25 protein-coding genes and 2 tRNA genes are annotated in these 24683 nt (G+C 61.7%); 16 read left to right on the top strand and 11 right to left on the bottom strand.

Annotated elements, in window-relative coordinates:
• Positions 1 to 17: 17 nt before the first annotated feature.
• A complete protein-coding gene (locus tag DV532_RS15770) occupies positions 18 to 1040 on the top strand; it encodes a DNA topoisomerase IB (RefSeq protein ID WP_056802901.1) in 1023 nt (340 codons plus the stop codon).
• Positions 1041 to 1293: 253 nt separating this feature from the next.
• Positions 1294 to 1491, top strand: a complete 198-nt coding sequence (gene csrA / locus DV532_RS15775) for a carbon storage regulator CsrA (protein WP_004375914.1) — start codon at positions 1294 to 1296, stop codon at positions 1489 to 1491.
• 46 nt (positions 1492 to 1537) lie between these two features.
• Here csrA and DV532_RS15780 read toward each other — a convergent pair whose 3' ends face one another.
• Genes DV532_RS15780 through DV532_RS15790 form a run of 3 tightly spaced genes read right to left on the bottom strand, consistent with a single transcriptional unit; the run spans position 1538 to position 4514 of the window.
• A complete protein-coding gene (locus DV532_RS15780; protein WP_056802905.1) occupies positions 1538 to 1891 on the bottom strand; it encodes a response regulator in 354 nt (117 codons plus the stop codon).
• An 11-nt stretch (positions 1892 to 1902) separates the two neighbouring features.
• Positions 1903 to 3348 (bottom strand): ATPase domain-containing protein, encoded by a 1446-nt coding sequence (locus DV532_RS15785; RefSeq protein WP_056802908.1) that lies wholly within the window; start codon positions 3346 to 3348, stop codon positions 1903 to 1905.
• Between the two features lie 5 nt (positions 3349 to 3353).
• Positions 3354 to 4514 (bottom strand): nitrogen regulation protein NR(II), encoded by a 1161-nt coding sequence (locus DV532_RS15790; RefSeq protein WP_056802910.1) that lies wholly within the window; start codon positions 4512 to 4514, stop codon positions 3354 to 3356.
• Between the two features lie 358 nt (positions 4515 to 4872).
• On the opposite strand from DV532_RS15790, the gene DV532_RS15795 reads away from it, so the two are divergent.
• Positions 4873 to 4957: transfer RNA gene (locus DV532_RS15795), tRNA-Leu, on the top strand.
• A 104-nt stretch (positions 4958 to 5061) separates the two neighbouring features.
• Positions 5062 to 5475: a DoxX family protein gene (locus tag DV532_RS15800; protein WP_056802913.1), complete on the top strand. Its 414-nt coding sequence runs from the start codon at positions 5062 to 5064 to the stop codon at positions 5473 to 5475.
• 1 nt (position 5476) lies between these two features.
• Here DV532_RS15800 and DV532_RS15805 read toward each other — a convergent pair whose 3' ends face one another.
• Positions 5477 to 5674, bottom strand: a complete 198-nt coding sequence (locus tag DV532_RS15805; protein ID WP_056802916.1) for a hypothetical protein — start codon at positions 5672 to 5674, stop codon at positions 5477 to 5479.
• Between the two features lie 426 nt (positions 5675 to 6100).
• Between DV532_RS15805 and DV532_RS15810 the strand changes: the two genes are divergently transcribed.
• Together DV532_RS15810 and adhP are read left to right on the top strand one after the other, a co-directional pair.
• Positions 6101 to 6805 carry a hypothetical protein gene (locus tag DV532_RS15810; RefSeq protein ID WP_056802922.1) on the top strand — a complete coding sequence of 235 codons (705 nt, stop codon included), beginning with the start codon at positions 6101 to 6103 and terminating at the stop codon, positions 6803 to 6805.
• A 57-nt stretch (positions 6806 to 6862) separates the two neighbouring features.
• Positions 6863 to 7873, top strand: coding sequence for an alcohol dehydrogenase AdhP (gene adhP / locus DV532_RS15815; RefSeq protein ID WP_056802925.1), 1011 nt, complete (start codon positions 6863 to 6865; stop codon positions 7871 to 7873).
• Positions 7874 to 8041: 168 nt separating this feature from the next.
• Here adhP and DV532_RS15820 read toward each other — a convergent pair.
• Positions 8042 to 8115: transfer RNA gene (locus DV532_RS15820), tRNA-Cys, on the bottom strand.
• Between the two features lie 154 nt (positions 8116 to 8269).
• Entirely contained in the window at positions 8270 to 9289 is a 1020-nt protein-coding gene (gene sohB, locus DV532_RS15825) for a protease SohB (protein WP_056802928.1), read from the bottom strand.
• Positions 9290 to 9486: 197 nt separating this feature from the next.
• On the opposite strand from sohB, the gene DV532_RS15830 reads away from it, so the two are divergent.
• The 4 genes from DV532_RS15830 (at position 9487) to DV532_RS15845 (ending at position 12645) form a co-directional block, all read left to right on the top strand.
• A complete protein-coding gene (locus tag DV532_RS15830; protein ID WP_056802931.1) occupies positions 9487 to 10197 on the top strand; it encodes a histidine phosphatase family protein in 711 nt (236 codons plus the stop codon).
• A gap of 56 nt (positions 10198 to 10253) precedes the next feature.
• Entirely contained in the window at positions 10254 to 10571 is a 318-nt protein-coding gene (locus DV532_RS15835) for an SCP2 sterol-binding domain-containing protein (RefSeq protein ID WP_056802935.1), read from the top strand.
• 202 nt (positions 10572 to 10773) lie between these two features.
• Complete coding sequence (locus tag DV532_RS15840; RefSeq protein ID WP_056802937.1) at positions 10774 to 11841, top strand: phosphotransferase family protein; 1068 nt, start codon at positions 10774 to 10776, stop codon at positions 11839 to 11841.
• A gap of 36 nt (positions 11842 to 11877) precedes the next feature.
• Positions 11878 to 12645, top strand: a complete 768-nt coding sequence (locus DV532_RS15845; protein WP_056802940.1) for an SDR family oxidoreductase — start codon at positions 11878 to 11880, stop codon at positions 12643 to 12645.
• Here the strand turns inward: DV532_RS15845 and DV532_RS15850 are convergent, their stop codons facing one another.
• The 3 genes from DV532_RS15850 to DV532_RS15860 form a co-directional block, all read right to left on the bottom strand.
• Complete coding sequence (locus tag DV532_RS15850) at positions 12646 to 13467, bottom strand: bifunctional 2-polyprenyl-6-hydroxyphenol methylase/3-demethylubiquinol 3-O-methyltransferase UbiG (RefSeq protein WP_056802943.1); 822 nt, start codon at positions 13465 to 13467, stop codon at positions 12646 to 12648.
• A 163-nt stretch (positions 13468 to 13630) separates the two neighbouring features.
• Positions 13631 to 13981, bottom strand: a complete 351-nt coding sequence (locus DV532_RS15855) for a hypothetical protein (protein WP_056802946.1) — start codon at positions 13979 to 13981, stop codon at positions 13631 to 13633.
• Between the two features lie 73 nt (positions 13982 to 14054).
• On the bottom strand, positions 14055 to 15215 hold the full coding sequence (locus DV532_RS15860) for a GGDEF domain-containing protein (protein WP_056802949.1): 1161 nt from the start codon (positions 15213 to 15215) through the stop codon (positions 14055 to 14057).
• A gap of 224 nt (positions 15216 to 15439) precedes the next feature.
• Here DV532_RS15860 and DV532_RS15865 point away from each other — a divergent pair, with 224 nt between their 5' ends.
• The 4 genes from DV532_RS15865 to DV532_RS15880 all read left to right on the top strand — a co-directional run bounded on the left by DV532_RS15865 (position 15440) and on the right by DV532_RS15880 (position 19619).
• A complete protein-coding gene (locus DV532_RS15865; RefSeq protein ID WP_056802952.1) occupies positions 15440 to 15628 on the top strand; it encodes a hypothetical protein in 189 nt (62 codons plus the stop codon).
• A 73-nt stretch (positions 15629 to 15701) separates the two neighbouring features.
• A complete protein-coding gene (locus DV532_RS15870) occupies positions 15702 to 16094 on the top strand; it encodes a glycine zipper domain-containing protein (RefSeq protein WP_056802955.1) in 393 nt (130 codons plus the stop codon).
• Between the two features lie 138 nt (positions 16095 to 16232).
• Complete coding sequence (locus tag DV532_RS15875) at positions 16233 to 18062, top strand: SLC13 family permease (protein ID WP_056802958.1); 1830 nt, start codon at positions 16233 to 16235, stop codon at positions 18060 to 18062.
• Positions 18063 to 18194: 132 nt separating this feature from the next.
• Complete coding sequence (locus tag DV532_RS15880; RefSeq protein WP_056802961.1) at positions 18195 to 19619, top strand: GGDEF domain-containing protein; 1425 nt, start codon at positions 18195 to 18197, stop codon at positions 19617 to 19619.
• Between the two features lie 7 nt (positions 19620 to 19626).
• On the opposite strand, the gene DV532_RS15885 is transcribed toward DV532_RS15880, so the two are convergent.
• The gene (locus DV532_RS15885) at positions 19627 to 20388 is read right to left on the bottom strand and encodes a TSUP family transporter (RefSeq protein WP_056802964.1); all 762 of its coding nucleotides are present in this window, start codon (positions 20386 to 20388) and stop codon (positions 19627 to 19629) included.
• A 98-nt stretch (positions 20389 to 20486) separates the two neighbouring features.
• Here DV532_RS15885 and DV532_RS15890 point away from each other — a divergent pair, with 98 nt between their 5' ends.
• Entirely contained in the window at positions 20487 to 21392 is a 906-nt protein-coding gene (locus DV532_RS15890) for a LysR family transcriptional regulator (RefSeq protein WP_056802966.1), read from the top strand.
• Positions 21393 to 22096: 704 nt separating this feature from the next.
• Positions 22097 to 22282 (top strand): hypothetical protein, encoded by a 186-nt coding sequence (locus DV532_RS15900; RefSeq protein WP_056802970.1) that lies wholly within the window; start codon positions 22097 to 22099, stop codon positions 22280 to 22282.
• A gap of 93 nt (positions 22283 to 22375) precedes the next feature.
• Here DV532_RS15900 and DV532_RS15905 read toward each other — a convergent pair whose 3' ends face one another.
• On the bottom strand, positions 22376 to 24562 hold the full coding sequence (locus tag DV532_RS15905; protein ID WP_372339972.1) for a methyl-accepting chemotaxis protein: 2187 nt from the start codon (positions 24560 to 24562) through the stop codon (positions 22376 to 22378).
• Between the last annotated feature and the right edge of the window lie 121 nt (positions 24563 to 24683).

Raw genomic sequence — 24683 nt, forward strand, 5'->3', positions numbered from 1 at the left:
ATCGAGGCCTGCCAGCCATGCTTGACTGCCCACTACCGCGCACCCTGCACTACGTTGACGACAGCCAGCCGGGCCTGACGCGACGGCGTTGGCGCGGCCGCTTCATCTACTTGGATGCCGCAGGCCAGCGGGTGCACGACCGCGAGACCCTGGCACGCATCGCCGCATTGGTGATCCCTCCGGCCTATACCGACGTTTGGATTTGCGCCGACCCGCAGGGCCACCTGCAAGCGACGGGCCGCGATGCCCGCGGCCGCAAGCAGTACCGCTACCACACGCAATGGCGCGAAGTGCGCGACCAGCACAAGTACGGGCGCATGCTGGCGTTTGCCCAAGCCTTACCAAAGCTGCGCGCACAGCTGCAGGCCCACCTCGCCCGGCCGGGCCTGGACCGGGAAAAAGTGATGGCGCTGGTGGTCAGCCTGCTGGACCACACCCTGATCCGCATTGGCAACCAGCGCTACCTGCGCGACAACCAGTCTTATGGTCTGACCACCCTGCGCAACCGCCACGTCGAGGTGAAGGGCAGCACCATCCGCTTCCAGTTCCGCGGCAAGCGCGGCGTCGAGCACAATGTCACCCTCAACGACCGACGGCTGGCCAACCTGCTCAAACGCTGCATGGAGCTGCCCGGGCAGGCGCTGTTTCAGTACCTGGACGAAAACGGCCAGCGCCACACCATTGGCTCCAGCGAGGTTAACCAGTTTCTGCAGCAGCTGACGGGTGCCGACTTCACCGCCAAGGACTACCGCACCTGGGCTGGCAGCAGCCTGGCCCTGGACCTACTCAGGCCCTTGGCCTGGGAGCCCGAAACCGAGGCCAAACGCCAGGTTGCCGCCATCGTCCGCCAGGTTGCCACACGCCTGGGCAATACCCCGGCAGTGTGCCGGCGCTGCTACATCCACCCGGCGGTCCTTGAACACTATGCCCTGGGGCGCTTGGCCAATTTGCCGAAAAGCCGTATACGCAAAGGCCTGGACCGCGAAGAAGTGGCCTTGCTGGTTTTTCTGCAAGCGCTTGAGGAACAGGGCGATCATTAAGCCTGTCTATTTAGACCATGATGCGAAGAAATTTCCCATTGGCCGCCAACCCCCCTATTCTTGCCAGCGAGCACCTTTGCCGACAAACCACTGGCGGTTTGCTGCGGCACCTGCGACTGAAGGCACGCAACAGAATTTGTCTGTCGGGGAATTACTATCCGCCGAAAGCGTCTTTAATGAGAAGGAAGAGGGACAAGCTCCCGCCGCCGAGGCAACTAGCCCGACGGACTTTTTTATTACCAAGGAGAACTACATGCTGATACTCACCCGTAAGGTTGGCGAAAGCATCGTCATCAACGATGACATCAAAGTCACCATTCTGGGCGTTAAAGGGATGCAGGTGAGGATCGGTATCGATGCCCCGAAAGATGTCCAGGTCCATCGTGAAGAGATCTTCAAGCGTATTCAGGCCGGCAGCCCGGCCCCGGAAAAGCACGACGACTCGCACTGAGCGACTTGCCTCAAGCCGCACGGACGCGCTTGATCGCCCCCGCGCCTCAGGTGCCCAGCAGTTCGTGCACCTTGGCGATCATACTGTCCATGTCGAACGGTTTATTGAACACCGCGGCGAACAGTTCCGGGCCTCCCAGGTTGGCCTGCGCGCCGCTCATGAGGATGACCGGCAACTCGCTCAAGGCTGGGTCCTCACGCATCGAGCGCACCAACTGCTCACCGTTGAGCAGCGGCATCATGTAGTCAGTAATTACCAACTGAACGCGCTTTTCCTTCAACGCCTCCAGCGCCTTGCAGCCGTTGCTCGCCTTTTCCACCAGAAAGCCTGCGTCCTCCAGGGCAAAGCCGAGGATGTCGGCGATCACGTACTCGTCATCGACGACCAGGATGGTATTCATCGCCCGCCCCGTCATCCGCTTCCCTGCGGCACTGGCGTTCCCGACAGTACACCACAGGCACCTTCGAAGGCCTTGCGCAGGATAATGCCCTGCGGCTCGATCAACAGCTCGTGCAAGGCAGGGTCATGGTGACTGTCACGCACCTTGAGGATCGACAGCATGCGCCGCAGCTGCGTGTCCATCTCAACGAAGCGCATCAGCATCAGGTTGTCGACGATACTCGACAGGTCTGGCGCCGGAGCGCTGATTTCCGCACCGAAGATGTCGCGCATTTCCCAGGTCAGCATCACGCTGACATCCCGCGCGCGTAGCTCACCGGCCAGGGCACGGAAAAACGCATTGAGCCGGGTCGGGTCGGTGGCCAAGCGGCTGAATGCCCCAAGGCTGTCGATCAGCACGCGCTTGCAGCCGTGCGCCTCGACACGTTCGAGTAGGCGCGCACCGACCTGGTCCAGTAGGCCCTCGGTAGTCGGCTGCCAACACAATTGCAGGCTACCTCCCTGCTCCATCGCGGCAAAGTCGTAACCCAGCGACGCGGCCTTGACGTACAAGCGCTGTGGAGTTTCGTAAAAGCCGAAATGCAACCCCGGCGCCTGCTGTGTGCTGGCGCCGAGAAAGGCCAGGCCCAACGACGTCTTGCCAATACCCGAGGGCCCGATCAGCAGGCTGACCGAGCCCTCCGGCAAGCCGCCACCGAGCATGTCATCCAGGGTTGGCACCCCGCTGCTGACGCGCTTCAACGTGGCGCCGCCCAACTGGCTGGGGTGGCTGAACAGCGACTCCAGGCGCGGGTAGACGTGCATGCCAGCTTCATCGATGAGGCACTCGTGGCGCCCCGACAATGCCGCACTGCCGCGCGTCTTGCGTAGCTGAATATGACGTACGGCGCGGCTGCCGAACAGTTGCTCACCCAGTTCGATCACGCCGTCGACCATGGTGTGTTCCGGGCTGCCCTCTTCCAGCCGCGCGCTGGTCAACAGCAGCACGGTGCAGCCGGCGAAGGCTGCATGGCCTTGCAGTTCAGAGACGAATTTCTTGGTGTCCAACGCGGTTTCCGCGCGTACCCGGGCATTGAGCACGCCATCGACAATCAGTAGGCTGGCCTGCTGGCGGGCGATCTCCTGGCGCAGCAACCGCACCACGGCGTCCAGGCCTTCCTGCTCCAAGGTGTCGAAGGCACTGACAAATTGGATCGCGTCGCCGACCAGCGCTGGGTCGAAAAACGCTAGGGTCGCCAGGTACTGGAACAACCGCTCGTGCGACTCACTCAACAAGGTAGCCACCAGCACCCGTCCGCCGCTGCGCACATGGCCGCAGGCTAACTGGTTGGCAAGGATGGTCTTGCCGGCCCCTGGCGGGCCCTGAACAATGTAGGAGGCACCGGCCACCAGGCCACCCTTGAGCAGCGCATCGAGCCCTTCGATTCCCGTCACCAGCCGCTTGAGTGCCTGTGCCATGGTGTCTACCTGTCGAGTTGGCTTTCCGTCTGGCGCTGATAGATTGGCAAGTAAAGCTGCATGCAAGTTCCCTGGCCCGGCTCGCTTTCGACGCAAATAGCGCCACCGCTCTGCCGCGCAAAGCCATACACCTGGCTAAGGCCCAGGCCAGTCCCCTTGCCGAAGGGTTTGGTGGTGAAAAACGGCTCGAAAATACGCGGCAATACCGCTGGCGCAATTCCTTCACCGCTGTCCTGCACCTCGAAACGCACAAACCCGCCCTGCAGCCCTTCCACCTCACCGGCCAGCTCTACTACATCGACCGTCAAACCAATACGGCCCTGCCCTACGATGGCATCGCGGGCATTGAACAGCAGGTTGAGCAGCACCATCTGCAACTGCCCTGCATCCACCTCGATCAAGGGCAGGTCCGGTTGCAACAGCACCTTCAACTCAATCGAACCGGGCAGTGCATGCTCCAGTAGACCACGGGTGGCGGCAATAAGGTCCGCTGGGGCGGCGCAGGCCACATCAAGCTTGCGGTGGCGGGCAAAGCTGAGCAGCTGTTGGGTCAGTTCGGTGCCTCGCTGCCCAGCGTCGAGAATGTGCTGCAGCATGCGCTGGGCACGTGCCGGGTCTTGGGTGGTCAGCGCCAGGCGCGCCGAGCTGATAATGATGGTCAGCAGATTGTTGAAGTCATGCGCCAGGCCGCCAGTCAATTGGCCAAGGGCCTCCAGCTTCTGTGCCTGGAACAGTTGGGCACGCACCGCGTCCAGTTGCAGCGCCGACTCGCGGCGGTCGGTAATGTCCCGAGTAACCTTGGCCAGGCCCACGATATGGCCATGGTCATCGCGGATCACATCCAGCGCAGCCAAGGCCCAAAACTGCGTGCCATCTTTGCGTACGCGCCAGCCTTCATCCTGCGCCACACCTTGTTCCAGCGCTTGGCGCAGCAGGCGCTCCGGGCGGCCCTCGGCACAATCCTGCGGGTTGAAGAACAATGAGAAATGCTGGCCGATCACTTCATCGGCGCGGTAACCCTTGATCCGTTCTGCACCTGCATTCCACGACACCACATGGCCGGACGGGTCGAGCATATAGATCGCGTAATCCACCACCGATTGAACCAGCTGTTCATATCGATGGGCAGGCATAACAGGGTGGTCGGGGCGGTCAGCTGAAACCATGCAAACTCCACTGGCACAGCAGGCGGGAAAATGAGCCTGGCCGAAGGTGCGCGCCTGCAAGCGCCCGTGTGGCTGGCCCCGTGGGCTGGTGAGGTTCAGCGCTGCGGTAGCGAGTGTTCGGCATCACTTACGATACGCGCGCAAGCGTCGGGCTCATTCGCCGCATACTCGGTGGATCCAAATAAAGGGGCAACAGTGGCGTAATGACAGCAAGGTGTCAATTGCCCAATCGACGCCCTTACTCTGTTGATCATAGGCGCTGCGGTTGACGCAAATATAACAATGGGTTATAAAGCGCGCTTGATTGCGAAGCCCTTCTGCTTAGAAGCGAGCTGGTCACTGCGACCCCTTCAAGCGTGCGAGTGTGGTGGAATTGGTATACACAGCAGACTTAAAATCTGTCGGCGTGAGCCTTGCGGGTTCGAGTCCCGCCACTCGCACCAAAACTCTCTGAAAAGGCGCCCTTGCGGCGCCTTTTTGCTACCCGCCAGCAATCCTTGGCGCAGCTGCTAGAGTGGAGCTTGTCCCCGTCCACTGGAACGCCGCCATGCGCTACTCCCTGTTCGATGGCCAACGCGACTTGATTATCCTGATCGCTCGCGTGCTGCTGATGATTCTGTTCGTCTTGTCTGGTTGGGCCAAACTGACCGGTTTCGAAGGCACGGTCGGCTATATGACCTCGTTGGGCGCCCCTGCCCCGATGCTGGCGGCGGCAGTTGCCGTGTTCATGGAGTTCGCCGTGGGCATCTTGCTGATCCTGGGCTTTTACACGCGGCCGTTGGCCTTCCTGTTTGCGTTATTCGTGCTGGGTACGGCACTGCTGGGCCACCCGTTCTGGAACATGGTCGACCCCGAGCGCAGCGCCAACATGACCCAGTTCCTGAAAAACCTCAGCATCATGGGCGGCTTGCTGTTACTGGCCGTAACCGGCCCCGGGCGCTTCTCGGTGGACGGCCGCTAAGTCAGTTGTCTTCGCAATCGTCAAACCAGGCTGGGTGATCGCGTTCCTCGTCATCGAGGTCATCCAGCATTTCCTCGTCTTCCTCCACTTCATCCTCGGCGCCCTGGGCATCTGCCTCGGGCTGCATGTCGGCATAGAGAAACTCATGATCAAGCAGGTGATCATGCTCGGGTTCGTGCAGGTCGTCTTCGTCGCGCATGCTGGCTCCTGGGCTGTAGGCAGGCCTTATAGGCTGATCGGCTTGGCCGGTCAATGCGTTGCCGCTTAATGCTCGGTTAACCGACCGGGGCCACTCTGAAAGCTCTCCCTTCAAACGTTACGTTGCCCGCCTTCATGGCGGGCCTTTTTTTGCTATACCCTTTCCTTAACCGATGAACGGCCCCGTCACCTGTACTTCACGCTTTACTGACAACCGGCTGGGCACACTGCTCAAGCTCCGTACGTTCTTGCAGCCCGCCGCCTCCTTGCCGCGGGCTTTTCTTTTTCATGCCCCCACGACCGCGCGCCCCGTCAAGCGGACCTTGGTGGCGACGCGACCTGTCGCATGGGCCGAAAGTTTATGGCAATCTGCCACGGCCTTCGACTAAGCAACGCCATGAAAAAGATAAATTTCAAGAACCCGCTCATGCCTGATATCTCTGCAGACAATGCAAGTTTGATTCACACCATTGCCACGGCTACCGCCATCATTGCCGCCTTGATCGCCGCGTGCGCCGTCATCCTTGCGCAAATGACTTCTGATGTGCAAAGCAAACACTCGGACAGTTCCAGGGCAGAGGCCAGCCAGATTATTTCAAAAGCCAATGAATCTGCCGCGCAGTTGCAACTGAAGATTGACACCCTCACGCAACAAAACCAGGAGCTGGCGACAAAGCTGCACGCCGAGAAACAGGCCCGGCTGAAGATCGAAGCCCGCTTGACGCCGAGAAAACTGACACCGCAGGCACAGGAAGCGTTCAAGGCATTGGCAGCGCAGCTGAGTAAAGACAAGGCCGCACCCACCGTACTGCTGAACATCATCCGCAACGATGATGAGGCCCTGCAGTACGCCAAACAGCTCGCCGTCGCCCTGAACAAAGCGGGCGCCCAGGTCCAGATAAAGCAATTGATGCTGGCAAAGGAGGCCACCGGGCTGCAGGTCGTGCTGTACGACAGCCCAGGCAGTCAGCAACTTGAGCGGGCATTCAAAGAGGCCGACATCGCTGCGCAAATCAGCAGATCGGCGCAAATGCCAAGGGTTAACGTAAATGATCTGGATACGCAGAACATAGCGGCCTACATCAGCGTTTACCCGAAGGACTTGTCGCTCCCACCTGACCTGAAGCAATAAGCGCCTGACAACTCGTACTATGCTGAGCGCTTCATGCACTTGGACAAGGAGGCGCGTATGAAAGCTGCAGTTGTTGCACCCGGCCACCGCGTGGCGGTGGTGGATAAGGCCCTTCGCCCACTCGAACACGGCGAAGCGTTGCTGAAAATGCAGTGCTGCGGTGTTTGCCACACCGACTTGCACGTCAAGAATGGCGACTTTGGTGACAAGACTGGCGTTGTGCTGGGCCATGAAGGCATCGGCGTGGTGCAGGAGGTGGGGCCGGGCGTCACCTCCCTCAAGCCCGGCGACCGCGCCAGTGTCGCCTGGTTCTACCAAGGCTGCGGGCATTGCGAGTACTGCAACAGCGGTAACGAAACGCTTTGCCGCGAGGTGAAAAACTCCGGCTATACCGTGGACGGTGGCATGGCCGAGGCCTGCATCGTCAAGGCCGATTACTCGGTCAAGGTGCCCGACGGGCTCGACTCCGCTGCCGCCAGCAGCATTACCTGCGCCGGTGTTACAACCTACAAGGCGGTGAAGATCTCCAATATCCGCCCCGGCCAATGGATCGCCATCTACGGCCTTGGCGGCCTGGGCAACCTGGCGCTGCAATATGCCAAGAACGTCTTCAACGCCAAGGTAATCGCTGTCGACGTTAACGAAGAGCAACTGCGCTTCGCCAGCGAGATGGGCGCTGACTTGGTCATCAACCCGAGCGCTGAAGACGCCGCGAAGGTCATCCAAGCCAAGACCGGGGGCGCCCATGCCGCCGTGGTTACCGCGGTCGCCAAGGCCGCCTTCGACTCAGCCGTCGACGCCCTGCGCGCCGGTGGTCGGCTGGTTGCGGTGGGGCTGCCATCGGAAGCCATGAACCTGAATATCCCCCGCCTGGTACTGGACGGTATCGAAGTGATTGGTTCGCTGGTTGGCACTCGGCAAGACTTGCAGGAAGCTTTCCAGTTTGCCGCGGAAGGCAAAGTGGTACCGAAGGTGACCTTGCGGCCGATCGAGGACATCAATCAGATCTTTGATGAGATGCTGGCAGGCAAGATCAAAGGACGGATGGTAATCAACTTCGAGGGCTGACCGCCGGACAGTACCGACAATAAGGCCCGCGGATTTCCATCTGCGGGCCTTTTACCTTCTCGATACCAAAGGCGTAGTCCATGCCATCGCTCCACGCTAATGGAGCGGCAAAAAACCGCAGAAATGAAAAACCCCGCAACCTTTACAGGTTGCGGGGCTTTCGAATGGTGGAGGCCGAGGTCGGAATCGAACCGGCGTAGACGGATTTGCAATCCGGAGCATAACCACTTTGCTACTCGGCCTCAAAGGTCGGATCTAGCAGCTTGCGCTTCGCTATCTCCTTGAAACGCTGAACCTTTTTCAAAGTTTGCTGCGTTTCGATGGGCGCCATTATGTCGTCATTCTTCTAACCTTGCAACCCCCTGAACGAAAAAAAATTTCAACGGGTTCAAGGTGTTAGCGCAGGCGGCCGAGTTTACTCCACAAACCCACCACCGTGTTCTCCAGCGTACCACTGGCGACCATGCCGATTCTCTCCTGCAGGCTCTTGCGTTCGGCATAGTGCAAGTGGAACAGGTTGGCAGTGCGCGCGCGGTTGCTGAGGTATTCATCGCTGGTCTGTAGCTCATCTACCAGTTTGCGGTTGAGCGCCGCGACCCCCAGCCACACTTCCCCCGTGGCCACTTCATCGATGTGCAGCTGAGGGCGGTAACGGGCTACGAAGTCCTTGAACAGCTGATGGGTAATGTCCAGGTCTTCCTGAAACTTCTCCCGGCCCTTCTCGGTGTTTTCGCCGAATACAGTCAGAGTGCGCTTGTACTCACCGGCAGTCAGCACTTCGAAATCGATGTCGTGCTTCTTCAGCAGGCGATTGATGTTAGGCAATTGCGCCACCACGCCGATAGAACCCACCACAGCGAACGGCGCGCTGACAATTTTCTCGCCGATGCAGGCCATCATATAACCGCCGCTGGCGGCCACTTTGTCAATGCACACCGTCAAGGGGATACCCGCCTGGCGAATGCGCGCCAGTTGCGAGGCCGCCAGGCCGTAGCTGTGTACCAGCCCGCCGCCGCTTTCAAGGCGCAGTACCACCTCGTCACGTGGAGTGGCCAGGGTGAGCAGCGCCGTGATTTCGTTGCGCAAGCTATCGGTGGCAGAGGCTTTGATGTCGCCATCGAAATCCAGCACGAAGACCCGGCCCTTTTCTTCGGCCTTGCCCTTCTTCTGCTGTTTTTCGGCCTTGGCCTGCTGCTTGCGCAAGGCTTTGAGCTGGGCCTTGTCGAGCAGGCCGGACTCCAGGCGCTCGCGCAAGTCCTTGTAGAATTGGTTCAGGCGGGTGACCTGCAACTGCCCACCCGGTTTGCGCCGCCCTTTACCGCGCAAACCGGCGATGGCCGACAGTACCATCAGGATGGCGATGACCAGGGTGGCCGTTTTAGCGAGAAAGCTTGCGTATTCGGCAAGAAACTCCACGTTGACTCCTTAAATACCTGCGCCAATGCGGCGCGTAACTGTTGCAAGCATACCGTTGCGTCTTTACTGCTGCCAGCCGCTGTAAACGCTGGCAACACCTTTCAAACAAGCTTTTCAAACGCTTGTATGTTTTTTCGTTGACAGCCCGGGTGGCGCATCCTAACCTCGCAACAACCTCCAACAGGCCGGAACCTTTCGTGGGCAACCTCTACCTGATCCGACATGGCCAAGCCTCCTTCGGTGCTGACGACTACGACGTACTCTCACCGGTAGGCGTGCGCCAAAGCCAGGCCCTGGGACATCACCTGGCCCAGCTCGGTGTGCAGTTTGACCGCTGCGTGGCGGGTGACCTGCGCCGCCAGCAGGACACTGCGCGGCTGGCGTTGGCTGCCTTGCACGCTAATGGCTGCCCGGTGCCGGCTGTTGAGACCGACGCCGCGTTCAATGAGTTCGATGCCGACGGTGTGATCCGTGCCCTATTGCCCGGGCTGTTGCCGCAAGAGCCTAACGCCCTGCACATCCTGCGCAATGGCGCGCAGCACCGCAGCGAGTTCCAGCGCCTGTTCGCACTGATGGTGCAGCGTTGGCACGACGGCGAACATGCCGACGACGGCCTGGAAACTTGGCAGGCCTTTACCGCCCGCGTGAACAGTGGCCTGCAGCGCGTGCTGGATGCCGCCGCGGGCGGGGACAATATCGCCATCTTCACCTCGGGCGGCACCATTGCCGCCCTGCTCCACCTGGTTACCCGTATTACCCCCAGCCAGGCGTTCGCGCTGAACTGGCAAATCATCAACACGTCGCTTAGCCAGCTGAAATTCCGCGGCCGCGACGTGGCACTGGCTTCCTTCAACAGCCAGGCCCATGTGCAGCTGTTGAAGGCGCCGGAGCTTGTCACCTACCGATAAGCCCGGCTTGTTGTGTCCCTGCGGGGACGTGTAAATCACTCTATAAGGAATGCGCCATGACCTCCGTAGCTGATGCCGTCAAAAAGATGCAAGAGAAGTTCAACCCATCCGCTGCCGCCGGCCTGGACCTGGTGTTCGGCTTCAACATCACCGACGAAGACAAGCAGTACGCGCTGATCGTCAAGGACGGCACTTGCGACCTGCAGGAAGGTGAAAACCCAGATGCCAACTGCACCCTGGTAATGGACAGCGACACCCTGAAGGGTATCGTCAGCGGTGAAACCGACGGCATGCAGGCGTTCATGGGCGGCAAGCTGCGCGTTGAAGGCGACATGATGCTGTCGATGAAGCTCAGCGAGCTGTTCCCGTCCTGAGGGCTGGGGGTACCGGATGATCGAAACCGAAGCCTGACGGGCTTCGGTTTTTTTTTGCCTGTGCGCTCACACTCAACGTGTCATCAAGGCAGTTGATCAGGCAGCAACACCCTTGCCTATATGGCACCTGGCACGCTTGTCCCATCCTCGGCAGACCATTAGATTAGCCAATAGTCCTGGCGATCGAGAATAAGGAAAACGCATGACGCTCACCGACCAATCCACCCAGGTACGCCCCGGCGAAGAACTTGACGCGGCCGTCATCGACCCTTACCTCAAAGCCAACATCCCTGGCTTGGATGGCCTGCCAAGCATCAGCCAGTTCCCCGGCGGCGCCTCCAACCTCACCTACTTGGTCAACTACCCTGGACGCGACTTCGTATTGCGCCGCCCGCCATTCGGCCAAAAGGCCAAGTCGGCCCATGACATGGGCCGCGAGTTTCGCATCCTCAACCAGTTGAACAGCGGCTTCCCCTACTGCCCCAAGGCCTACGTGCACTGCACCGACAGCAGCCTGATCGGCGGCGAGTTCTACGTGATGGAGCGAGTCAAGGGCATCATCCTGCGCTCGGACATTCCGCCCGAACTGGGCCTGGACGCCAACCGCACCGAGGCCCTGTGCAAAAGCTTCATCGACCGACTGGTAGAGTTGCACCAGGTGGACTACAACGCCTGCGGCCTGGCCGACCTGGGTAAACCGGAAGGCTATGTGCAGCGCCAGGTCGAGGGCTGGACCAGCCGCTACGAAAAGGCCCTGACCCCGGATGCGCCACGCTGGGACAAGGTGACCGCCTGGCTGCACGAGAAGATGCCCGCCGACCACCCGCGGCCCGCCATCGTGCATAACGACTACCGTTTCGACAATGTGATCCTCGATGCCGACAACCCCATGCGCATTATCGGTGTGCTGGACTGGGAAATGGCCACCCTGGGCGACCCGCTGATGGACCTGGGCAACAGCCTGGCCTACTGGATCGAGGCCGACGACCCAGCGCCGGTGCAAATGATGCGCCGCCAGCCGAGCAACGCGCCGGGCATGCTCAGCCGTCGCCAGTTCGTCGATTACTACGCAGAGCGCGCTGGCATTCGCCTGGAAAACTTCGATTACTACCATTGCTATGGCCTGTTCCGCCTAGCGGGCATCGTCCAGCAAATCTACTACCGCTATTACCACGGCCAGACCCAGGACAAGCGTTTTGCCCAGTTCATCCACATGAACCGCTTGCTGGAACAGATGACCTTGCAGGTTATTGCCAAGTCCAGCCTCTGAGCCCCGACCTCGACGACGGATAACAAGGAAAACAGCATGTCCAAGACCCACCTGTTCGACCTCGACGGCAAAATCGCCTTCGTTTCCGGCGCCAGCCGCGGCATCGGCGAGGCCATCGCCCACCTGCTGGCCCAGCAAGGCGCCCATGTGATCGTTTCCAGCCGCAAGCTCGACGGTTGCCAACAGGTGGCCGATGCCATCGCCGCGGCCGGTGGCAAGGCAACGGCAGTGGCCTGCCACATCGGTGAGCTGGAGCAGATCCAGCAGGTGTTCGCCGGCATCCGCGAACAGTTTGGGCGGTTGGACATCCTGGTCAATAACGCGGCCACCAACCCGCAGTTCTGCAACGTGCTGGACACCGACCCAGGCGCGTTCCAGAAGACCGTGGACGTGAATATCCGTGGCTACTTCTTCATGTCGGTAGAGGCCGGCAAACTGATGCGCGAGCAGGGCGGCGGCAGCATCATCAACGTGGCGTCGATCAACGGGGTATCACCCGGCCTGTTCCAGGGCATCTATTCGGTGACCAAGGCGGCGGTCATCAACATGACCAAGGTCTTCGCCAAGGAGTGCGCGCCGTTCGGCATCCGCTGCAACGCCCTGCTGCCGGGCCTGACCGACACCAAGTTCGCCTCGGCACTGGTGAAAAACGACGCCATTCTCAACGCAGCGTTGCAGCAAATCCCGCTCAAGCGCGTGGCCGACCCCAAGGAAATGGCCGGCGCGGTGCTGTACCTGGCCAGCGATGCCTCCAGCTACACCACCGGCACGGCGCTCAATGTCGACGGCGGCTACCTGTCCTGATCAGGCTTTAATGGCCACCAGGGTGTAGCTCAGGGGCAGGCGTGCGGGTTGCTCGCGCAGGCGATATTCACCGTCGTCGCCCTTGACCATCTGCCCCGGCAGCGCCTCCCAGGGGATGCTCTGGTGCTCGACCAACGTTGTCAGTTGCAGGCCGTGGCCGAGCAAGGCAGTGATCACCTCGCCCAGGCCATGGTTCCACTCGTGGGTTTCGGTGTGTGAAAGTCGCTGCTCGGTATCGACGTAGGTGTGGTCGCTGTGCCACACCGTCGGCGCGCTATGCTCGAAATACGGGTACTCGAGTTGCAGGCGGTCCTGGTGGTCTTCATTGACCGCCATCAGCATTGGATGCCCGTCGCGCAGGAACAGCCGCCCGCCCGGTTTCAGCAGGGCCGCTACCGTACGCGCCCACGGCTCGATGCGGGGCAGCCAGCAGAGCGCGCCGATGCCGGTGTAGGCCAGGTCGAACGTGCCGGCCGGCAGCACCTGGTCGGCGGCATAGACGTCGGCCTCGACGTACGCGATGGGCGCCGCACAGCGTGCGGCCAAGGCCCGCGCCTCGGCCAGCGAGGCCGCGGAATAGTCCAGGCCACAGACCGTGGCGCCAAGGCGCGCCAGCGAGAGGGTATCGGTGCCGATATGGCACTGCAGGTGGACGGCGTTGAGCCCCTTGATAGCGCCGAGCAATGGCAAGTCGAAGCGTACGGTTTCGGAGAGGTGTTCGGGGTGCTGGACGAGCTGCTCGACCTCATAGTCCTTCGACGCAGCATGCAGCGGGGCCCGTTCGTCCCAGCTGGCGCGGTTGAGTTGCAGAGAGTGATCCATGGTGACGTCCTTGTATGGTTGCGGGCCATGCTAGCCGCCCCCGCCCCCCTATGACAGAACACCCTCGCTAAAAATTGTAAAACTCGCGCGCCTTACCCTGGAGCGGGCTTGCCCGCGAATGCATCGATACATGCAACAACGCATTCGCGGGTGAACCCGCTCGTTACAGGCAGGTCGCCGCCGCCGCACGGCGCTGCAACGCCACGCCGTCGTTCTTCTGCGCGTAGTAATCCACTCGCGCCCCACCCGCTTGCGGGTACACATCCACGAACGCCTCGGCCTCACGGGTATACACGGTGAACCCACCCTGCTTGCGCGGCTCCAAATAACCACTGGCGTCGTCGCCGAACACCTTCTCTTCCTGCCAGCCGAACTGGATGCACTGGGCAACCAGCTCGGGCGCCTTCTGCGAGTCGAGCTGCGCGGTTGGCTTGCCGCCGCGGGCCGTTTCCATGGTCGCAGAAGCACAACCGACCAGCATCAGTGCCGCGGCCATCGGCAGAATCGCACGCATGTTCCATCCTCAGGGTAAAAAAAGAAGGCGACTCTAGCACTGGCGGGTATCGCCCGTGAATGCTTGTGCGCCGTCAACCCGCTTCGACCAATGCCGCCATGTGCACTGCATTGCGCCCAGCGGCCTTGGCCTGGTACAGCGCGGCATCCGCCTGGGCCAACAGGCTGGCGGTGCTGTCCTCGGGGCCCGGCACACCGCACCACAAGCCGACGCTGAAACGTAGCTCGATCTGGTCACCGGCAAAGCGCGCGGGGCTGCGAGCAATGGCCTCACGCAGGCCTTGCAGCGCAGCCATCGCGCCGCTGCGGTCAGTACCGGGCAGCAATAGCAAAAACTCTTCGCCGCCATAACGGCCAAGGCTGTCCCCCTGGCGCAAGCGCTGCTGCAATTGGCGTACGCAATGGCACAATACCTCGTCGCCGGCCAAGTGCCCGTACAGATCGTTTATGCGCTTGAAATGGTCGATGTCGATCATCGCCACGGCCAAGCTGCGCTGTAGCCCGCGAGCACGGTCCAGTTCAACGGCGAAGCGCTCCAGAATTGCCCGGCGGTTGAAGGTGCCCGTCAGCACATCGCGCAATGCCAGGTGCTGCAAGCGTGACTCGCTGCGTTCCTTGGCCATCAACACCAACCCGATCGAGTACATCATCACCGTGGAGGTGCCGATGCCCACCGAAATGCTCTGCTTGAGGTTGCTGGTGTCATAGCGCATTTCCACTGCCGCGCCATTGGCCACCGCTACCACGCGCATACCCAGGCCAACCAGGCTGATCAACGCACCAATCTCCAGCAACAGATGAGCGCTGCCCGGCCGCTCGGCATGGCGCCAGGCCCAGTAGAGGAGCATCGAGCACTGCAGCATCAACACCAGCGTGGCCAGCAACATGCGCGGCTCCAGTGAATCGAGCAGCAGCATCAGCCCCACCAGCATGCACGCTGGAATGATGAAGATGACGCGCCAAGGCACCACCTGCTCCCGCACCCGGAACAAGCTGGCCATATAGAACGCCAAGGCCAGCGACAGCAGGCTGTTGCCCACGCCGTAGCTGAGCCACAGCGGGGCCTGGGCATAGACGGTGTAGCAAACATAGGCCAAGGCGTGCACCAACAGCCCACAGCCGGTGAGCAACAGGTTGTCGTGGCGCTTGCTGCGCCCGACCAGCAACAGGCAGAAGGCTAGAATGGTTGCCACCAAGGCAACGGCGGCGAACAACGTAGGGGTGTGGGCGATCATCGTGATTCACCGTGAGGCAGGTTGCCGTCTGGGCTGCGGCTTGCCGTCAAGTTTAAGGTGCCACCAACGGCCCGGCCATGACCGAACGAGACAGAACAGCAGCCCGCAAGCACGCCACTCATCGCCAGCACGACAAATTGTTACCTGCCTGGGAAACCAAATGGATCGTTCCCAGTCTCAACAGGTGTGCCGTAAACCTTTGCGGATCAAGGACCTATATCGTGATGACCCGTCTTGCAAGCCTTTCGCTAATTGCCGTTGTCCTGCTGACCGCAGGGTGCCATAGCCATCGCTACCATGACGACGACGATGGCTGGCGTGACCGCGACCGTGACCGTCGCCACCACCATCGGCACGAACGCGACGACGACGATGATAATCGTCAATACCGCGGTGACCGCTATTACCGCTGAAGCGTCTGTTCAACCCTGACTCGCCGCCCGTTGCGCGGTTTTTAACCTGATGATTCCTTTTGAGGTTCGTACCATGCGTCTGACTCTGCCTTCCCTTGCTCTCGGCCTGCTGCTGTGCCAGGGCGCTTTCGCCGGTGACGGTACTGCCGCCATTGGCGGTGGCCTGGGTGGTGTACTGGGTAACGTTGTCGGTCAACAACTCGGCGGCAAGACTGGCGCAGCCATTGGCGCCGGTGTCGGCGGTGCAGCCGGCAGTGCCGTAGGTGCACGCAAGGGCAACCGTACCGAAGCCGCCATCGGCGGCGGCTTGGGCTCGGCCGGCGGTTCGCTGCTGGGCGGCGCGGTAGGCGGCAAGACCGGTTCGACCGTGGGCGCTGGCCTGGGTGGCGCGGCCGGTGGTGCCCTCGGCAACCACTTGGGCGACAACAATCGCAGCAGCAAGAAACACCACCACCGCCATCACTGATCGTGGTCACCGAGGGGCCGCATTGCGGCCCCTTTTGTTTGGCAAACCCTGCAGCACATCAACACCTCCTTCACTGCACGCTGGCACACTGGCTGCTACTGTCTATCGTGCCCCCGTGTGAAGGAACACCCCCTCCCCATGAACCAAGAGCTGCTCTGGGTCCTCGGCCTGCTGGCCATCGTCATCGTCCTGTTCGTCATCAACCGCCCACGCATGGACGTGGTCGCGCTGCTGGTGATCCTCGCCCTGCCGCTGTCTGGCATCCTCACGGTAGAGCAAGCGATGGCCGGCTTCAGCGACCCCAACGTGGTGCTGATCGCCGCCCTGTTCGTGATCGGTGAAGGCCTGGTGCGCACCGGTATTGCCTACCGCATCGGCGAATGGATGAGCGAGCGAGCCGGCAACAGCGAAGCGCGCCTGCTGGTGCTGCTGATGGTGGCCGTGGCGGGGCTGGGCTCGATGATGAGCTCCACCGGCGTGGTAGCCATCTTCATACCGGTAGTGCTGAGCATCGCCGCACGCCTGCAGCTCTCGCCCAGCCGCCTGATGATGCCGCTGGCCTTCGCCGGCCTGATCAGCGGCATGCTCAGCCTGGTGGCCACGCCACCCAACGTGGTGGTGCACAGCGAGCTGGTGCGCCATGGCCACGCGGGCTTCAGCTTCTTCAGTTTCACCCCGTTCGGGTTGGTGGTGCTGGTCTTGGGCATCGGCTACATGCTGCTGACGCGGCACTGGCTGAATGGCGAAGTGCGCAAGGACGGCCGCGTGGAAAGCCGCCGCACCTTGCTGGACCTGGTACTGGACTACAAGCTCAACGGCCGTGAGCGGCGCCTGCGTATTCGCCCCAAGTCGCCACTGATTGGCCACACCTTGGGCGAACTGAAGCTGCGTACCCGGCACGGCGCCAACGTGATCGGCATCGAGCGCCAGCACAAGTTCACCACCCGGGTGATCGCCGCCGACTCCGCTACCGTGCTGCATCAGGGCGATGTGCTGCTGCTCGACCTGTTCGCCAACCGCGACAACCTGCGCAGCCTGTGCCAGACCATGCTGCTGGAGCCCCTGCACTTCAAGGCCGCCTATTTCATCGACCAGTCTCAAGAGCTGGGCATGGCCGAGGTTTCGCTACCACCGGGCTCGCAACTGATTGGCAAAAGCATCCTCGAACTGGCCTTCCGTACCCACTACGACCTCAACGTGGTTGGCTTGCGCCGCGAACAGGCAGCGATCGAAGAGCAACTGGTGGAAGAAAAGCTGCGCATGGGCGACACCCTGCTGGTGGTCGGCCCGTGGAAGGCCGTACGCCAGTTGCAAAGCAGGCCCAAGGACTTCCTGGTACTGAGCTTGCCAGCGGAAATCGACCTGGTCGCGCCCGCCCGCACACGCGCCCCCCAAGCACTGTTGAGCCTGGCGGTAATGGTGGGGCTGATGGTCAGCGGTGCAGTACCCAACGTCATTGCCGCGCTGATCGGCTGCCTGCTAATGGGCGCGGGCCGCTGCATCGACATGAACAGCGCCTACCGAGCCATCCACTGGCAAAGCCTGGTGCTGATCGTCGGCATGCTGCCCTTTGCCCAAGCCCTGCAGAAAACCGGCGGCATCGACCTGGCGGTGGGCGGGTTGGTCAACCTGCTGGGCGGCGCCGGCCCCAGCGCCATTCTGGCCTGCCTGTTCGCGGTCACGGCGGTAATCGGCTTGTTCATCTCCAACACCGCCACTGCAGTACTGATGGCACCGGTGGCCGTCAGCACCGCCGCACAGCTGGGCATGTCGCCCTACCCGTTCGCCATGACCGTGGCGCTGGCCGCCTCGGCGGCGTTCATGACGCCGGTCTCTTCACCCGTCAACACGCTGGTACTGGGCCCGGGGCAATACCGCTTCGCCGACTTCGTCAAAGTGGGCGTGCCGTTCACCCTCCTGGTAATGCTGGTGACCGTATTGATGGTGCCGTGGTTTTTCGGGCTATAAGGCTACCGATGCAGGCAAGGGGGCGTTATCTCGAACGATCGCGGCAGATTGACATCAAGTAGCACGACGAAACACACTGATGGGTAACCGCCCCAGGTGCTTTAAGCCGTTGTCCTGGATTTCGTTTCCGCTTTGCCGGTCGAGCCCATGGTTTTTCCCGCCCAATCGCGCTTGTTGCCCTATGCCGTTCTGCTCGGCCTGACCTTTGTCCTAACCCTGTGCGGCATCCTGGCACGCCCGATCGAATCCTTGTCGTTGTTCTGGCCGGTCAACGCGGTGTTAGCCGGCGTGCTACTGCGCTACCCCCGGCAAGCCACGCTTACCGGCTTTGCCCTGGTGTGGCTGGCGATGGTCGGCGCCGACCTGGCGAGCGGCAGCGCCTGGGTGCCGGCGCTGTGGTTCAACCTGTGCAACCTAGGCGTGGTCGTGACCCTCTGGCTGCTGCTCTCACGCTTGCCGCGCCTGCACCGGCGCATGCGCCCCCCCCACGGCGTGCTCAGTGTGTTCGCCGCCTGTGCCGCCAGCGCCATGGTGGCGGCCAGCCTGGCAGCGGTAATGGCTGCGCCGTGGTTCGAACAGTCTTTGCGCGCCACCTGGCTGGCCTGGTTCAGCGAACAATTCTCCACCAGCGTGCTGGTGCTACCCGTGCTGTTGACGGCACCCTCGGCGCGGGCCTTGGTACGCAGTGGTGCCCAAGCCATCCGCCTGGCGCCGTTGCTGGGGCTGCTGGCTTCGCTGGCGTTCAGCATTGCCTTCGGCGGGCCTGGGGCCATTGCCTTCCCGATTGCCGCGCTGCTGTGGTGTGCCTGGACCTACTCGCCCTTCCTGGTTTCCCTGCTGACCCTCACCGCCGGTAGCACGCTGATCGTGGCGGTGGCGCAAAACCTCATGCACTTCAGCGTGCCGCAAAGCGAACCGGGGGTAACCACACTGATGTCGGCACGCCTGGGCATCGCCATGCTGGTGCTCGGCCCGCTGGTGGTGGCCTGCGTCAGCCAGGCCAACCGCAGCCTGATGGCCCGCCTGGCGCATCAGGCCACCATCGACCACCTCACCGGTGTGCTCACCCGCAGCGCCTTCACCCGTCGCGCCAATGCACTGCTGGACAGCCGTCAGCAACACGCCCAGGCGCTGCCGCTGACCCTGATGATGCTGGATATCGACCATTTCAAGTCGATCAACGACGCCCACGGCCATGCGGTCGGTGACCAAGTGCTGCGCCAGTTCGCTCACACCCTGCAAGACCAGTTGCACGACGGCGAGCTGTTCGCGCGCCTGGGCGGTGAGGAATTCGTGGTCATCCTTCCTGGCCTTGCGCCGGACCGCGCCAAGTTCAGCGCCGAACGCCTGCGCCGCGCCGTGCAAGACCTGCACGTGGTCCAAGCCGACCAACGCCTGCAGATTACCGTGAGTATCGGCGTGGCCGGCTGCGCCGAAGGCATACCAGCCCCCAACCTGGATCAGCTGCTGGCCGACGCCGATCAGGCCTTGTACCGGGCCAAAGCCCACGGCCGCAACCGCGTCGAGCAGGCGGAGCCGCAGCGCCAAGTGATCTGAACCGGAGCTAACCGGCCAGCAAGTCCCACGACAATTTGGCGATCAGTACGCACAACAGCACCAGGAACAGCCCACGCACGAAGCCCGCACCCTTGCGCACCGCCAGCCAGGTCCCGGTCAGCGCGCCGAGGATGTTGCACGCCGCCATGGGCAAGGCGATGGCGTACAGCACGTTGCCCGATGGCACGAAGAACACCAGCGCCGCCAGGTTGGTGGCGATGTTCACCACCTTGGCCGAGGCCGAGGCGTGCAAGAAGTCCAGGGCGAAAAAGCGGATGAAGAGGAAGATCAGGAAGCTGCCGGTGCCTGGCCCGAACAGGCCATCGTAAAAGCCGATCGCACCGCCAATCAGCACCGCCAGGCACTGCTCCTTGCGCCCGATCTGCCCAGGTTTGTGCAGTGTGCCAAAGTCCTTCTTGCAGAAGGTGTAGATGGCCATCAGCACGATCAGCACCAGCACCGCCGGGCGCATCACACTGGGTGGCACCAGCGACACCGTAGCAGCGCCGGCGAACGACATGACAAAGGCACTGAGTGCCGCCGGCACGATCAGCCCCCAGTCCAGCGTCACCCTGCGGATGAACGAACGCGCTGCGAAGGCGGTGCCACACACCGACGCCAGCTTATTGCTGCCGAGCAATGCCGCCGGTTGTGCGCTGGGTAGCACGTTGAACAAGGCCGGGATCTGGATCAGCCCGCCGCCGCCCACGGCAGCGTCGATCAGCCCAGCGGCGAAAGCGAATACAGAAAGCACAGCGATATCCATCATGACGCGGTTCCAGGCAGTAGGGGCGCCTGCAAGGCTAATCAAACTGGCGCGCTTGTGTTGAAATGCCACATTGCGAAAACTGCAACAAGGAGCAGGCAATGGCATTGGACATGCTGCGGGAAATTCAGGCGTTCGTCAGCGTGGCGCACAAGCGCAGCTTCGTTGCCGCCGCCCGTTCCTTAGGGCGTTCTCCCAGTGCGGTAACCCGCGCGGTACAAACCCTGGAAGACAACGCGGGGAGCAAGCTACTTAACCGTAACGCCAACGCCGTCACCTTGACCGAAGCCGGTGAGCGGCTGCTGCCCCACGCTGAACGCTTGCTGGATGTGCAACGTGATGCCGCTGACGAACTGGCTGCGTTAAGCGGTAGTGCCCAAGGCTGGGTCCGCTTCGCCGTGCCGCAGTTGCTGGCTGAACATGTGCTGCCCGAGGTGCTTGCCGCGTTTTCCCGCCGCCACCCCCACGTTACCCTGGACGTGCAGTACAGCGATGGCGCCTTGGACCCGCTGCAAGGCAAGTTTGATTTTGTCGTGCGCGGTGCCTTTCCACAGTCCAGTGAGCTGATCGGCTACCCGCTGTGGGCCTACCAGCGCCACCTTTATGCAAGCCCGCAATACCTGGCCCTGGCTGGCACGCCACAGCACCCCGAAGAGCTGGAGGGGCACGCACTGATCCTGCACACCGCCCCACGCATCCTCAAAGCCTGGCACTTCTGCCGCGATGACCAGATCACCAGCCTGCGCCCGCGGCCCAGGCTGCGCCTGGACTCCGGCGAGGCGGTGTACCACAGCACCCTAGCCGGTGCCGGCATCGCTCGCCTGGCCGCCTGGGTCGGCGAAGCGCAAGCCAACGCCGGGCGGCTGGTACGGGTGTGCCCACACTACCGCCTGACCTCCAGCAGCGGCCAGGACCCGCAAATGCATGCGGTGTACCCCGCCGGCGAGCTATCGGCGCGGGTACGTGACTTGCTGGCGGCCCTGCGCAGCGCCGGCCTGGCCGACTAGAACAGCCGCCGAAACCGCTGTTCAAAATCTGCTCAATTTAACGGAGCCCGCCGCGGGTCTGGTCTCCAGCACTTTATCCACAGACCTACCCACGTTTTTTGTGGACAGTTTTCCCTGTGCAAAGAATGACTTATCTCACAATGCAGCAGGTGAATCAGCCAATAACGAAGATGAATGGGCCCGCCCAAGGGCATAGGCAGGCCGCGGGGGATAGGAGTGCTAAACGTCAGCTTGGTGGAATCGTGCCAAGAATACCAATCAGAATGGTCAGCAGCAGAAAACCACCCAGGAATAGCGCGAGCTTGCCCATTGGAACCTCTACAGTTGTGATGCGGGAATGGGCATATTGTCGAGCCTGGGCTGATACGGTTACAGATTCAGGTTTGTGGAAAAAAAGCGGATCAGATGGCGAAAGGACGATAGATAATTGCTACATAAGGTTTCGAACACAACGACAGGCCCTGCATCGCACCCCGTTCAGGGCCGGCCTTGCCGAAACGGATCCTGCCCAGCTAACACCGGGTGTTGAGCGTTATCACCAAGACAAGATTTGAAATCCATCTGTAGGACCTTTTACCAAGCGATGTAGGAAGAATCTCGGCGACACGATTTGGCTGTATGAAACCTCAGTTTCTCAGCAATATTCGAGGTGATACGTTCCATTTTTCCTACAACGGCACGGATGCCTACAGCATGAGAAAAGCATGGACCCGTTCAATGCCTCAGCCCTGAAGCTGCAGAAAAATTTGCTCACCCTGCGCGTGGCGCGTGATCGCCTGAGACTGGAGGGCAAGGACAAGGAGGCGGACGAACTCGCAGGACCAATCGCGAGGATAGAGGCTGCCATTCGACAACTCCCAGATGGCATGAAGCCTGTGACCTTGCAGTGAACCCCGTGGCAGGGGCTCGCCTGTGAACACCGCCTTCTCCAGCCTGCGCAGCCCCCGGCACACGATGCAAGCGACTGCTCGCACAATTTCAATTTACGCGGCCGCAGCCCCCTTGCCGTCGCCGCTGATTTCGAACTGCCCCACCAGTTTCTCCAGCTTGCTGGCATCCACCTTCACTTTCTGCGCGCTGTTCTGCAGCACCTGCGCGGTCTGGCGCATTTCACCGGAAGACTGGTTGACCTGCTCAATGGTTTTGCCATATTCCACGCTGCGCCGGTTGAGCTGCTGGATGATTGCGAACATTCCTTCCACCGCCTGGTGCAATTGCACGTTCTCGGACGAGGCGTCCTCGGCCAGGCGCAGGCTATTGTCGACATCCTGTACGCCCTGCTCCATGAAGCTCACAGCCTGGCGGGTTTCGCCCTGCAGGCCTTGGACCATATGACGAATGTCGTCGGCGGCACGCGAGGTACGCGCGGCCAGGCTGCGCACCTCGTCGGCCACCACCGCAAAGCCACGGCCATGCTCGCCGGCACGCGCCGCCTCGATGGCGGCATTGAGCGCCAGCAGGTTGGTTTGGTTGGTGATGTCGCTGATCAACCCAGTGATATTGCCGATCTCGACCATGCGGCTATCGAGCCGCTGCACACTGGACGATGAGCGCGCCACCACATCGCGGATCGACTGGGTACCCACCTGCACTGCCAGGTACTGCTCGCGAGCGCGGCTGACCACTTCGTCCATGGCCTGCTTCATCTGCTCGGCGCTGACCGAGGCCTGCTGCAGCTCGCCCAGCTGTTCTTCCATGATCATCATCATCTGGTGCACGGCCTCGGCCACGTCGGCAGAGGTGGCGCTGGCATCGTGGCTGCGGCCGAGCATCACCTGATTGGTGGCACCGACCGTGCGGCTGGCTTTCACCACCTGCCCCACCACTGCATCCAGGCGGTCGATGAAACTGTTGATCCAGCGTGCCATGTCGCCACTCTCGTCATTGGCCTGGGTGCGGGCGTCCAGGCGCTGGCGCAGATTGCCTTCACCCTCGGCGATGGTGCGCAGCACACCACTCATGCCGTTCAGACGCGCAGCCAGGCGCCGCGGGCCGAGCACGCAGAACAGCAGCGTGGCGGCGAGCATGCTCAAGGCTTCGATGGCATCGTTCAGGCCCTGCGACAGCCCGGCAAGGTGTTGCACCAGGTAATTGCAACCGAACAGGCCGGCCATGATCGCCACGTAGGGTTTCATCAACCCATAGCTCAGCGAGCGGCGGCGATAGACCTCCTCCAGGTCTGCCTCGCACATCATGCCCCAGCGGTCGGGCGACCCCGGTAGCTGGAAGGTGACGCCCTTACCCACCACCGGCACATGGCGGTAGTCGGCGTAGCCTGGGTAGGTGACGAACAGGTTGGCGCCACAGCGAATGGTTTCGCGCACACCCGGGTGCAGCTCGCGGGTCGACGGGTCAGTGAAGCGCAGCTCCAGTTCGGTGTGTCGCTGGACCTGTACGGTTGCCCATGGTGTGTGCACGCCGCTCTTGAGGTTCTCACCCTGGGTGAAGGTTGCGTCTTCGAAGCGCGAGCGCGACAACGCCGTACCGGGCTGGATCGCCGGGTCAAAGCGCGACTGCGCCATAAACAGGTAGTTGTCGCCAGATTCGGCAAAAATATGCCCAGCCTCACGCTGGATCAGGTCGCCCAACACATCGTTGGGCACCCGGCCGCACAGGCAGCCAAGGACTTTGCCGGCGGTTTTCAAAGGCTGGTAGAACATCAGCGTCACTTCATCGTGGAAGCGTGAAGACGACGGGCCGATGCGCAGGGTCAACGGGTCGCTGTAGGGGCCGTGCAGGAACGGTGCTTTCAGCCCTTGAGTCAGTGCCGCGAGGTATTCGATACGCGGTGTACCGCGTTGCGGCCAGGTCGAAGCAATGACGTTGCCAGCAACATCGACGACGAACAACTCGGAAAAGTCCTCGGTTTGCGCCAGCTTGTCCTGCAGCAGGGTGCTGTCGAGTTGGCCGAAACCCGGCGCCAGCAGATCTGCCAACTCAGCCAAATGATCCCATTGTTCGCGCGCCCAGTTTTGCAACAACCGCACGCGGGTCTGGGCAATGGCTTCGAAGGTTTGCTCAACTTGCGAATAGCTCGCCCGGTTGAGGTAGCACGCCCAGCCCATGCTGAACTTGCCGGTTTTACCGAACCAGCGCAGCCAGCCCTTTTCACGTGATGACAACTGCATGGAACCACTGGAAAGCGACATTATCTTCACCATATGCGACATCGGATGGCAATCTGATAGCAAGTCGCACGCCAACGGCGGGAGTAGTCATTAATCGCTAACTTGGGGCATTCGATGCGCTGCAGCGGTGCAGAAACGCTATGAGCACGCCCGTGGGCGCACC

The organism is Pseudomonas sp. Leaf58 (genome assembly GCF_003627215.1).
GTDB lineage: Bacteria > Pseudomonadota > Gammaproteobacteria > Pseudomonadales > Pseudomonadaceae > Aquipseudomonas.

Excerpts from the sequence above, each read along its gene's own strand:
- DV532_RS15800 (WP_056802913.1), top strand. The coding sequence starts at position 5,062 with ATGCGCTACTCCCTGTTCGATGGCCAACGCGACTTGATTATCCTGATC.
- DV532_RS15900 (WP_056802970.1), top strand. The coding sequence starts at position 22,097 with ATGGACCCGTTCAATGCCTCAGCCCTGAAGCTGCAGAAAAATTTGCTC.
- DV532_RS15875 (WP_056802958.1), top strand. The coding sequence starts at position 16,233 with ATGAACCAAGAGCTGCTCTGGGTCCTCGGCCTGCTGGCCATCGTCATC.
- DV532_RS15780 (WP_056802905.1), bottom strand. The coding sequence starts at position 1,891 with ATGAATACCATCCTGGTCGTCGATGACGAGTACGTGATCGCCGACATC.
- DV532_RS15865 (WP_056802952.1), top strand. The coding sequence starts at position 15,440 with ATGACCCGTCTTGCAAGCCTTTCGCTAATTGCCGTTGTCCTGCTGACC.
- csrA (WP_004375914.1), top strand. The coding sequence starts at position 1,294 with ATGCTGATACTCACCCGTAAGGTTGGCGAAAGCATCGTCATCAACGAT.
- DV532_RS15850 (WP_056802943.1), bottom strand. The coding sequence starts at position 13,467 with ATGGATCACTCTCTGCAACTCAACCGCGCCAGCTGGGACGAACGGGCC.
- DV532_RS15855 (WP_056802946.1), bottom strand. The coding sequence starts at position 13,981 with ATGCGTGCGATTCTGCCGATGGCCGCGGCACTGATGCTGGTCGGTTGT.
- DV532_RS15870 (WP_056802955.1), top strand. The coding sequence starts at position 15,702 with ATGCGTCTGACTCTGCCTTCCCTTGCTCTCGGCCTGCTGCTGTGCCAG.
- DV532_RS15790 (WP_056802910.1), bottom strand. The coding sequence starts at position 4,514 with ATGGTTTCAGCTGACCGCCCCGACCACCCTGTTATGCCTGCCCATCGA.
- DV532_RS15770 (WP_056802901.1), top strand. The coding sequence starts at position 18 with ATGCTTGACTGCCCACTACCGCGCACCCTGCACTACGTTGACGACAGC.
- DV532_RS15835 (WP_056802935.1), top strand. The coding sequence starts at position 10,254 with ATGACCTCCGTAGCTGATGCCGTCAAAAAGATGCAAGAGAAGTTCAAC.
- DV532_RS15885 (WP_056802964.1), bottom strand. The coding sequence starts at position 20,388 with ATGATGGATATCGCTGTGCTTTCTGTATTCGCTTTCGCCGCTGGGCTG.
- DV532_RS15785 (WP_056802908.1), bottom strand. The coding sequence starts at position 3,348 with ATGGCACAGGCACTCAAGCGGCTGGTGACGGGAATCGAAGGGCTCGAT.
- DV532_RS15905 (WP_372339972.1), bottom strand. The coding sequence starts at position 24,562 with ATGTCGCATATGGTGAAGATAATGTCGCTTTCCAGTGGTTCCATGCAG.
- DV532_RS15840 (WP_056802937.1), top strand. The coding sequence starts at position 10,774 with ATGACGCTCACCGACCAATCCACCCAGGTACGCCCCGGCGAAGAACTT.
- DV532_RS15860 (WP_056802949.1), bottom strand. The coding sequence starts at position 15,215 with ATGATCGCCCACACCCCTACGTTGTTCGCCGCCGTTGCCTTGGTGGCA.
- DV532_RS15805 (WP_056802916.1), bottom strand. The coding sequence starts at position 5,674 with ATGCGCGACGAAGACGACCTGCACGAACCCGAGCATGATCACCTGCTT.
- adhP (WP_056802925.1), top strand. The coding sequence starts at position 6,863 with ATGAAAGCTGCAGTTGTTGCACCCGGCCACCGCGTGGCGGTGGTGGAT.
- DV532_RS15845 (WP_056802940.1), top strand. The coding sequence starts at position 11,878 with ATGTCCAAGACCCACCTGTTCGACCTCGACGGCAAAATCGCCTTCGTT.
- DV532_RS15890 (WP_056802966.1), top strand. The coding sequence starts at position 20,487 with ATGGCATTGGACATGCTGCGGGAAATTCAGGCGTTCGTCAGCGTGGCG.
- DV532_RS15810 (WP_056802922.1), top strand. The coding sequence starts at position 6,101 with ATGCCTGATATCTCTGCAGACAATGCAAGTTTGATTCACACCATTGCC.